The sequence below is a fragment of the Mycolicibacterium sp. XJ2546 genome (assembly GCF_053483195.1).
Window position 1 is genome coordinate 1 of sequence record NZ_JBEFRW010000032.1, and the last position, 9,142, is coordinate 9,142.

At 65.7% G+C, this 9,142-nt stretch carries 10 protein-coding genes; 6 read left to right on the plus strand and 4 right to left on the minus strand.

Annotated features, from left to right (window positions below; all coding sequences use genetic code 11):
• Positions 1–159: 159 nt before the first annotated feature.
• Positions 160–1,194: a PLL family lectin gene (locus ABQE44_RS25575; protein ID WP_448432594.1), complete on the minus strand. Its 1,035-nt coding sequence runs from the start codon at positions 1,192–1,194 to the stop codon at positions 160–162.
• Between the two features lie 642 nt (positions 1,195–1,836).
• On the opposite strand from ABQE44_RS25575, the gene ABQE44_RS25580 reads away from it, so the two are divergent.
• Positions 1,837–2,373 (plus strand): recombinase family protein, encoded by a 537-nt coding sequence (locus ABQE44_RS25580; RefSeq protein WP_448432612.1) that lies wholly within the window; start codon positions 1,837–1,839, stop codon positions 2,371–2,373.
• On the opposite strand, the gene ABQE44_RS25585 is transcribed toward ABQE44_RS25580, so the two are convergent.
• Genes ABQE44_RS25585 through ABQE44_RS25595 form a run of 3 tightly spaced genes read right to left on the minus strand, consistent with a single transcriptional unit; the run spans position 2,370 to position 5,714 of the window.
• The gene (locus tag ABQE44_RS25585) at positions 2,370–3,725 is read right to left on the minus strand and encodes a restriction endonuclease subunit S domain-containing protein (RefSeq protein WP_448432596.1); all 1,356 of its coding nucleotides are present in this window, start codon (positions 3,723–3,725) and stop codon (positions 2,370–2,372) included. The two genes, ABQE44_RS25580 and ABQE44_RS25585, sit on opposite strands and share 4 nt — an antisense overlap.
• Entirely contained in the window at positions 3,673–4,671 is a 999-nt protein-coding gene (locus ABQE44_RS25590; RefSeq protein ID WP_448432598.1) for an HsdM family class I SAM-dependent methyltransferase, read from the minus strand. The genes ABQE44_RS25585 and ABQE44_RS25590 overlap by 53 nt, the downstream gene beginning before the upstream one ends.
• Positions 4,672–4,679: 8 nt before the next feature.
• The gene (locus ABQE44_RS25595) at positions 4,680–5,714 is read right to left on the minus strand and encodes a type I restriction enzyme HsdR N-terminal domain-containing protein (RefSeq protein ID WP_448432600.1); all 1,035 of its coding nucleotides are present in this window, start codon (positions 5,712–5,714) and stop codon (positions 4,680–4,682) included.
• Positions 5,715–5,915: 201 nt separating this feature from the next.
• Between ABQE44_RS25595 and ABQE44_RS25600 the strand changes: the two genes are divergently transcribed.
• The 5 genes from ABQE44_RS25600 to ABQE44_RS25620 all read left to right on the plus strand — a co-directional run.
• Complete coding sequence (locus ABQE44_RS25600; protein ID WP_448432602.1) at positions 5,916–6,089, plus strand: hypothetical protein; 174 nt, start codon at positions 5,916–5,918, stop codon at positions 6,087–6,089.
• Between the two features lie 74 nt (positions 6,090–6,163).
• Positions 6,164–6,604, plus strand: a complete 441-nt coding sequence (locus ABQE44_RS25605; RefSeq protein ID WP_448432604.1) for a hypothetical protein — start codon at positions 6,164–6,166, stop codon at positions 6,602–6,604.
• A 135-nt stretch (positions 6,605–6,739) separates the two neighbouring features.
• On the plus strand, positions 6,740–6,964 hold the full coding sequence (locus tag ABQE44_RS25610; protein WP_448432606.1) for a hypothetical protein: 225 nt from the start codon (positions 6,740–6,742) through the stop codon (positions 6,962–6,964).
• 83 nt (positions 6,965–7,047) lie between these two features.
• A complete protein-coding gene (locus ABQE44_RS25615) occupies positions 7,048–7,938 on the plus strand; it encodes a hypothetical protein (protein WP_448432608.1) in 891 nt (296 codons plus the stop codon).
• A partial coding sequence (locus ABQE44_RS25620) for a terminase large subunit domain-containing protein (protein ID WP_448432610.1) occupies positions 7,935–9,142 on the plus strand: 1,208 nt, incomplete at its 3' end. The genes ABQE44_RS25615 and ABQE44_RS25620, both read left to right, overlap by 4 nt.

A 9,142-nucleotide genomic window follows, 5' to 3' on the forward strand; every position in this document is an offset into this window, starting at 1 on the left:
GCGACGACATCAGCCCGGTTGGAGACTCCAACGCCACTGTCTATCTCGCACACGATTCGTCTTGGCCTGCAACGATATTGTTCGGAAAGGCACCTCCCAGGACCGTGCTATTGCGCGGTATTGGATCGACCGCTTCCGCAAGGGCCGGTCAGGGCCCCATCAACGTCGAGGAGCCAACCAGGAGGCCGTCCACAGCTCACCGTTATTCCCAAGGACGAATAAGTCTAGGTCGCTTTGGGAGCGTGACACCGCGGCGACATTCTGATATTGAGGCCAAAACCGGGCGCCACCAAGGTTGCGTGGGACTTCCCATTCGGGCCAATCGGCACCGACCGACCAGTACGTGGTGTATAACCGCTCATCGTTGCCCAGCACGAAGAGGTCAAGATTCTCCGGAGACCGTGCGACAGCAGCCACCTGCTGCATCGTGTCAAAGGTATGCTCGCCGAGGCGAAACCACTCGCCCCAGTTATTAGCGGGGCCTTCCTCCCAGTACGTGCTCCAGGCCCGGCCGCCATCATCGATTGCGAACAGGTCAATGTTGTCTCGAGTGTTAGTTTCGGCGGCGACGCCATCGTACTCGGTACCTGATCGCGATACCGCGGACACGCGTTGGCCATTTCGGAAAATCGGGCCGCCGGTTATGGGCGACCAATCAGCCCACTCATTGGTGCCCAGATACCAGTGGGTGGTCCAGACCTCGCCGTCATCACGGATTACGAACAAGTCAAGGTTGTCCCCAGACCGGGCTACCGCAGCCACCTGCTGACTTCGGGGAAAAAAACCCTGCCCGCCTGGTAGCGCGAACCACTCCCCCCAGGAGTCGTTGTTCATACCATCCTCCCAGTAGGTGCTCCAGACCTGGCCATCATCACCGATCGCAAACAGGTCCAACTTGCCCTCGCCTCGCGACACTGCAGCGACGCGTTGCGTTGCGTGATCGAACTTCACCTTCGCCGGGAGTGCGGACCACTTATCCCACTCGCGGCCGTCGAAAACGGACCTCCAAACTTGCCCGTCATCACCAATCGCGAATACATCCAGTGTGTCTCTATTCGGATTCCCCTCGGTTTTCGACACGGCGGCTACTTGAGGAGTTCCGCCTCCAAACGTCATATTCGTTGGCAGCGTTTGCCAATTCCACGTGTCTGACACTTTCCAGGCGTTCATTACTAAGCCGTCATCACCGATCATGAATACATCGATCTTGTCCCGGCCGCGTGCTACCGCAGATAGCCGTCGAGTGCTGGTGTCGAACGTTTTGTACTCGACATCAACTGGGTGCCAAGGGTTCCAACCGTCTATCGGAGGCGGTGGCGGACTCGTGGTTGGAGTAGTGCTTGGAGTCGCATTTACGGTCGGTGGCGGCGGCGATGTGTTTAATCCTGATGTCCATACCAGAATAATTACTGCAATCAATATTATAGTGACAGCATAGAAAAAAGCGTAGATACGCTTTGATATTGGTGCGCGGGGGTGGAATCGAAACTCCGGCCCCTTCTGGCGGAAGCACCAGGCAGCCAGTAGCGATAACCCAGCACACAAGCCCACGAAGACGATAGCAATCCTGTTGCCTGGCTGGAGGTCCGCGCTGCCCGGTCCCAACCCAACGACGATGGCGACCAATACGGCTAGAGTGGCGTCGACAGCGTTGGACGCCCTAGGGTGTTCTGTGTCTCTGGACGAGGGAACGCGATGTGGTGTCTCTGGCGTGCTTCCGACGGGGTCTTGCGAGCCAGATTCCGGTTCTTCCGGTGAGGCATCCGACTGCATTTGCCGAGCATACGAAAGTGATTGCGGAACAGTCATCGAAATGCAACGTCACCCTGCGACCCGCTGAGGATACGAAACGCGTCATCAGTTGGTGAGCCACGTCTGGGTGGGGTCGACCCCGCTCGGGTCTACAGCGACAAGCTCACCGGCACCTCGACCCGCGAGCAGCGCACCGGGCTGGCCGCAGTCCTCGACTACACCCGCGAGGGCGACACCATCGTGGTCGTCGGCATCGACCGGCTCGGACGCAACGCCGGCGAGGTGATGCTCACGGTGCGCGACCTCGCCGAGCGCGGCATCACGCTCCGCTCGCTGCGCGAGGGCATCGACACCTCCAACGCCACCGGGCGGATGATCGCGGGCGTGCTGGCGTCGCTCGCTGAGCTTGAGCTTGAGCTGCAGCGCGAACGCCGAGCGGCGTCGCGGGCGGCGCGCAAGGCGCGTGACATGCCGATCGGCAGGCCCAAGGCGCTCGACGCCGACAGGGCCGCGCTCGCCCGCAGGATGCGCGACAGCGGCGAGCCGGTGCCGACCATCGCTGCCGCCGTCGGAGTCAGCCGGGCCGCCCTGTACCGCTACCTCGCCGAGGGGCGTGATTAGCTCAGAGCGGCTTCCAGGGTCGCCACGCTAGCCGCGAGCGCGGAGGACGCAAGCGAGAAGTCGCTCCACGCTTGTTCGGCTGCGGCGGTGAGGTCATCGTCAGCCGCCGGTATCCATAAGTCCTCAACGTCCCACGGATTCATGTGGTCAACTACCGACCCGAACGACAGAGCGTTTATCTGCAGCCGCGTCTGTCCCGCGACAATCGCGAGCCAGAGCGCCGCCGGTGAAACGCCCGCCTGAGGAGTCAGCCTCATCACGTCGTTGCTCGCCAGCCACCCGTCGCGGTCATCGGTGATCAGAGCCGGTGTGCCTTGCCGCCCTTCCGACCGCCCGACTGCTCCGAACACCGTCATCCCTGCGCGCAGTTCGTAATCAGCCGGGACCTTGAACGACCGGTCGGACACGTAGCGGAGGTTGATCGGCTCGGGTTGCAGGAGTTGGCGACCCGAGAGGATCGGACGGCCGTGCGCAGGCTCGACGTAGTACCGCTTGTACCGGTGCGGGAGGACAGCACGCGCAAGATCACCGCATCTCACCCCACCAGCGCCTTGCACTTGATCGACCGCCGCACGAATTCGAGGGTCGTACGTGGCCGCGTCGAGGCGGTCGCGCACCAGTCGGCTCGACACCGTCCAGCCGTTGCGGTTGGCAGCATCACGCGGCGGGGTCGGTAGGCGCCGCTCCTGCTCCTGGCGGACTCGACGCAAGGCCGTGCGAGCGGCTGCGCTCGCGGTGACCGCTGCCCGAACCCCGTCTACCACCGTCTTGCGTACGTCACCGACGACGATCGGCAGCGGCAGCGCCTGCACGTCTCGGGTGGTGATGTGGTCGATGACCGAACCACTCTTGCCCCGGCGGAGCAACGCCTGGCCCGTCGGCGTCTTGAGGAACGCTAGCAGGTAGTACCGATCGTCCTCTTCCGCCGACTCGATGCGAATCATGTCGTGCGACAACGCAAATGCGGCAATATCCTCGTCGGCCACGGTTACCGGGCCGAGGTTGCGCCCCGAGCACGTCTGCAGCAGCGTGCCGAACGGAGGCACCAGCCGGTCGACGTCCTCATTTCGAAGCAGCGACAGCCGGTCGGACGCGGCAGGGAGATAGTCGAACACGTCATAGGGCCGGAGGTACGGTTTGCTCGGTTCCTCGGGCGCGGCGTAGGCGCGGGCGAAGCGCGGCGGGTCCCAGACGTCAGCGATTTCACCCACCCGAGTGACTGATTCGACGTCTCCGGTCGCACCCACCACCGCAAGCCGCTCGTACGCGGCGACACCGGCCGACGTGAAGAAGTGTGCGTCAAGCCGGTCGTGGGCGAGCACCGACCGCGACCTGACGGTGCTGGTGATCACTTCTGCGTTCCGAGCCAGCGGCGGTAGGCGGTGGCAACGTCCGGCAAGTCGTCGTCAATCTGTCGGTCCTGCACCTCGATGGTGCGAAGCACCTCTTCGCCGGTCTCGCTGTCGATCTCTGCGACCGTCTCGGCCCTTGTGACCAATACGTCCTCGCCGGTGTCGGTGCGCCGGTAGAGGACGTTGCCGCGCTTGTCGTGCCCAATCGCTCGGTCGTCGCCATGAAGATCGGATACTCAAGTTGGCCGGCAATCGCCGCCTCGCGCTCCGTTGCGTCGAGTCGCCGGGCGAGCACCATCGACGTCTGCGTGTCGTTCTTCGGCTGAAACAGCTCTCGCGCCATGTCAACGATGGCGAGCACCTGCGTGTTCTGCATCAGCCACGTCCGCACGTAGCCGAGAGCTGGGTTGTTGAGGATGCCGTTCGGGATAACGAGGGCGAACCGCCCAACGCCCGGCTTGAGCAGCTGCACGCATCGCTCGATGAACAGAATCTCCGGCGGCTGGCTCTTCTGTAGGACCGGGCGACCGTTGCGGTCGTGGCGCATGGTCCATGCGCCATCGTCTTCTCGGTCCCACATGGCCGCGAGGTCGAACTGCTCAAGAATCTCCTGGTCGTCAATGACGATGTTCGCGCCGAACGGCGGGTTGGCCACCACGCAGTCGAACGACCCGAGTCTTATGTTGTGCGCCGCCTCATGGCTCCAACTGCGCGGATTGGCAAGCGTGTCGGCCTGAAATAGCCCACCTGAGCCGTCGTTGTTCATGACCATGTTCATCTTTGCCGCACGCACCAGACCGGGGTTGAGGTCGAGCCCGTGGACCTTCGTCGTCATGTACTCCGTGCGACGACGGAATAGCTCCTCGCGCTCCTGGTCGGTGCCACGGGAGGGGTCAGCCCACTCAGCCCGTTCCTCGGTCTCGATGTGCTGCACCGCGTGATTCATCGCCGTGATCAGGAAGCCACCGGTACCAGCACTGGGTCGATGAGCCGTTCGTGAGGCTGTGGGTTGAGCATCGTGACCGCCATGCGGCAGGCGTTGCGGGGCGTGAAGAACTCGCCGCGGTCACCGCGTAGGTTGCTGCCGACGATCTCCTCGTACGCGACGCCCTTGACGTCCACGGGAGACGCCAGCAGCGAGTAGCCCTGCAGCTGGCTGACGACGTAGGCGACAACGGTCGGCTTGAGGTCAATCACCGTGTCGGTCGCCGGGAAGATCGCCCGGTACTTGGAGACGACCTTGTCATTGAAAAGCTTCTGGATGCGCGCCTTCGCACTGGCGGCGCTGGTGGCGTTGGCCCGCTCGGCGGCGGTGACGTAAAAGTCGAGTTGGCGCGACCGCTCGTCCTCGATCTTGCTGAAAATGATCTTGAGCAGTTCCCAGAAGGCCTCCGGCTTCTGCTTGCCCTCCGTTCCGGCGATGTAGTTGTGGCACCGACGGAACGCGAACAACAGGTTGTCGGCGGTCGCCGGTTTGAGGTCTTTGCGCTTCGGACGCTGAGCGTCAGCTTCGGTCTGCCCGAGGGCCGGGACGTCGATGATCTCCTCGAACGTGAACCCGCCGGAGCCGTCCGCGCGCTTGGCGAGGCAGATCTTCTCGTCGCCATTTGTCCAGATGCCGTACTGCACGTTGAGGCACGCAGCCATGTAGCTCCGCAGCTGGTCGACGCCCTCGGTGCGGTGGCTGGGGTTGGTTCCGGCGCGTTTCGTCTCGACCAGGATGCGTGCGTTCTCCTGCTTGTGCGCCGCCCAGGCGGTGAACACCACGACGTCAACCCGCTTGCGCGACGACCCGACCTTGATCGAGAACTCCGGCGTGCAGTCGCGGGCGTCGTAGCGGTACTGCCGGATCAGCGCCTTTTCGAGGTTCTGGCGGACATACTCCTCCGGCGTGTCCCGCATGTGCTTGCCGGTGATGAAGTCTGCAACCTTGCCCTCAGGCACCGCGCCGGTTCGTATGGTGACTGGCGCGACGAACGGGGCGCTCATGCGGCAGTGCTCCTTCGGTGAGGCGGCGGCGAGAGTCACACCCTATCCGTGTCGGCCTGCTCAACCCCGGTTAACAGGGCCGATCCGGCATCGCCGCATTGCTACGCCGTAACTCTGCACGGTCGTTTGCTTGGCTTTAGTCATGACCAGATGTGACGTCGCCGTGGACCCCGAGTCCCGGGCGGTACGTGGGTTGGCCGGTTGGCAGTGCTCAAGTCACGTGCAGTGCCCGACGACGACCCGCGAGTGATCGAGTGCCGCCAGGCGTTCGCTTACTACCGCCTGCAGCGCGCCGTGGCTGCGGAGTCGGGCCAACTGCGCCGGGCCGGTGTCGACCGCCTCGGTGTTCAACTGCGCGATGCGGCGGCCCAATGATCGCGATGCGCGGCCAGCCACTGACGTCGCCCGCCACCCCCAGGCGCTACCGCCCATCGAGAGGACGACTCGCCATGAAACAGGCCGACATTCGACGCCGACGCCGCGCACACATGCCCATCGTCCACGACGGCGGCTGGTCGCTCAGCCGTGAGATCGCCGAGGTTGCCGGGGCGCTGGCCGCTCGCATCGCCGCCCGGCCCATGCCGCTGCAGTTCCGGCGGCAGGTGCTCGCCTACGCCGATGCAGCGCACGAGGCGGTCGGCGCCGTCACCGGCTGGGTGGCGGAGCGTGACGCTCGCCGCCGCACCGAACATCTCGCCGACGATGAGGGCAAGCGCCGGTATGCGGTAACGACGCTGATCGACCTTGCCCCGCGCCCGGCGCTGCCGACATCGCCGACGACTTGCTGGCGCACGCGTTCCCGCCCGGCGCGCCTGTCCTGCGCGGGCAGCCGTCGCGCTCCGACCGGCTCGAACGCCTGCTGCGCGAGACCGTCGACCGGGCGGCGCTGACCCTTGAGCGGGCGCTCGACGCGAAGGTGCAGAGCATTACCCCGACCGCACCGGCCGCCGATCCCCGCGCCGCGTTGGCCGCGCTGGGCATCGACGTCTGAGACCCGCCAAACCGCCAGGGAGACAGGAGTTCTGATGACGGACTATCACGGCCCGCGCTGTCGGTCCTGCAACGGCCCGTGCTGGCAGTGGAAGGGCGACGTCTGGGGCTACACCTGCGCAGAGTGCATCAACAATCACCTCGCAGCGGCTGCGGCGCGAGCCGACGCCCGCGACCAGAAGGCCCGCAAGCGCAACCTCGCCAAGCTGCTGAACAACAACGACTCGCCTGCGGTCTCGAAGATGGCGTCGGGGCGGTGATCTGAGCTATGTGCCGGTCGCCCCCGACGTCCCCACCGAGAGCAGAAATGTAATGCGAAGTAATGGCTAGGAAGGAACAGCGCATGACCGAGCCTCGCCGCCCGCTGACGTGGGCCGACCTCACCCCACGCGAACAGATGGGCTTGCGCATCGCCGTGCATGAGAGTTCTCACGCCATCGCCGGGGCGCTGCTCGGTGGCCGTGTGCACTCGGCGGTAATGACCAACAGCCGAGTGTGGGGTGTCGACGGCGTGACGACGTTCGATGAAGTGCCCGTGGTGGTTCGCCTGCGATCGCCTATGCGGGACCGTACGGCGAGGCACGGTGGCTCGACGGTCGTCACCCTTCTCGCCGGACGCTGCAAGCCCTCATGCGGGGCAACGGCCACGGCGACCACCGGGCCATCTGTGCGGCTTGCAGCACAGGCCGACGTCTACGGCTACAGCGACACGGCGGCGGAGTCGCGGCGCACCGTGCCGCCCCTGTTGGACCGTGCGTGGTCCGCCGTGATCAACCTCGCCCGCACGATTCACGTCGAGGGCGAGGCGACCCACGACGACGTGTGCAAGGCGCTGGGCATCAGCGACGGCGGCGGCCGGGCAGCAGCCAGATCGCCAGCCTACGTGCCGGTCTGCGTCGCGTGCCGCCGATCGCCGCCGCCTGACTTCACGACAGCCACGAAGGTCTCCGCCGCCAACGACACCACCACCGAGGAGACCACCATGACCCCCATCGACCGCCGTCACTGCAGCTACCTCGGCGACTACTGCCCGCACTGCAATCCGGCGGGCGACCAGGCCGACAGCTGCGTGCGCCTGCACACCCTGGTCGAGCCCGATGCCGTGACGTGGCACGGCGACCGGCGCGTGACTTGTGAGTACGGCTGCGATCACTGCGGCCACCAGTGGACGCGCACCGACCTGTGGAGCGCCGAGCAGGCCGGTTTCGACCCGAAGCGGAGGAAAGCCGCATGAGCACTCCGAATGCCGACCCGACCCGGCTCGCCGCCTTCCGCGTAATGCGGGCCAGTCGAGGCCGTCAAAAGCCCGCCAGCCCCGCCGAACTCGCACGCCGCATCGTCCGCAACTACCGCATCACCCCGGCCATCGAGTTGATCTCCGACGTCATCAGCCACGCGATCAACGAGCCGGGGCGGCGCTATGTCATCACCGCCCCACCGCGCACCGGCAAGTGCGTGCTGGTGTCGCGAGTGGGTGTGGTCGACGCGCTGCGGCACAACGCGAATGCTCAGATCATCCTCGCGTCCTACAGCGACGAACTGGCCCAAGATCACAGCCGCGAGGCGCGGGCGATGATCGCCGAACACGCCGACCTGCTCGGGTATCGGCTGAGTCCCGACAAGACGGCGGTCGGTCGCTGGCGCGTCGACGGCCACGCGGGCGGGCGGCTGGCGGGCGGCATCAACTCCGGCGCAACGGGCTTTGGTGCCGACCTCCTACTGGTGGATGACCCGGTGAAGGACCAGAGCGAGGCCGACTCCGCTGCTCACCGCCGCCGGGTGATCAACGAGTTCCGCTCGACGTTGATGTCTCGCGTGCATCCCGGTGGCTCCGTGGCGCTTGTGATGACCCGGTGGCATCCCGATGACCTCGCGGGCACTCTGCTGCGCGACGAACCCGACGTCTGGGCGCACGTGAACATCCCCGCCGTCGCCGAGGCTGGCATCCCCGACGCACTGGGCCGCGCTCCCGGCGTGGTGATGACCTCGGCGCTTGGGTACACCGCTGCAGAGTTCGCGGCGATCCGGCGCAGCGTCGGCGAGCGGGCTTGGTACTCGCTGTATCAGGGCGTGCCCGCCGCACCCGAGGGCGGATTGATTAAGCGCGACTGGCTCGATCAGTGGCGGTTGCCCGCAGCGCCGACCGCGCCGACAAAGACCGTTGTCGGCGTCGACCCGGCTGATTCGGGCTCGGGCGACGCCTGCGGCATCGTGGCGGCGTCGCTTACCCGCGAGGGTGTGGTGGCCGTGATCGCCGACGTCTCCGCGCCGATGACCTCCGATCAATGGCCCAGGGCCGCTGTCGATCTGGCGGTCGACGTCGGCGCATCCGAGATCGCCGTTGAGGGCTTCGCGGCACGCGAGACGTACCGCCGGGTGGTCAACGACGCACTGCGCCGGACCAAGCTGGACCGCCCCATCCGCGTCACCACCTGGCC

Excerpts from the sequence above, each read along its gene's own strand:
- ABQE44_RS25575 (WP_448432594.1), bottom strand. The coding sequence starts at position 1,194 with ATGATCGGTGATGACGGCTTAGTAATGAACGCCTGGAAAGTGTCAGAC.
- ABQE44_RS25590 (WP_448432598.1), bottom strand. The coding sequence starts at position 4,671 with ATGAATCACGCGGTGCAGCACATCGAGACCGAGGAACGGGCTGAGTGG.
- ABQE44_RS25595 (WP_448432600.1), bottom strand. The coding sequence starts at position 5,714 with ATGAGCGCCCCGTTCGTCGCGCCAGTCACCATACGAACCGGCGCGGTG.
- ABQE44_RS25605 (WP_448432604.1), top strand. The coding sequence starts at position 6,164 with ATGAAACAGGCCGACATTCGACGCCGACGCCGCGCACACATGCCCATC.
- ABQE44_RS25610 (WP_448432606.1), top strand. The coding sequence starts at position 6,740 with ATGACGGACTATCACGGCCCGCGCTGTCGGTCCTGCAACGGCCCGTGC.
- ABQE44_RS25615 (WP_448432608.1), top strand. The coding sequence starts at position 7,048 with ATGACCGAGCCTCGCCGCCCGCTGACGTGGGCCGACCTCACCCCACGC.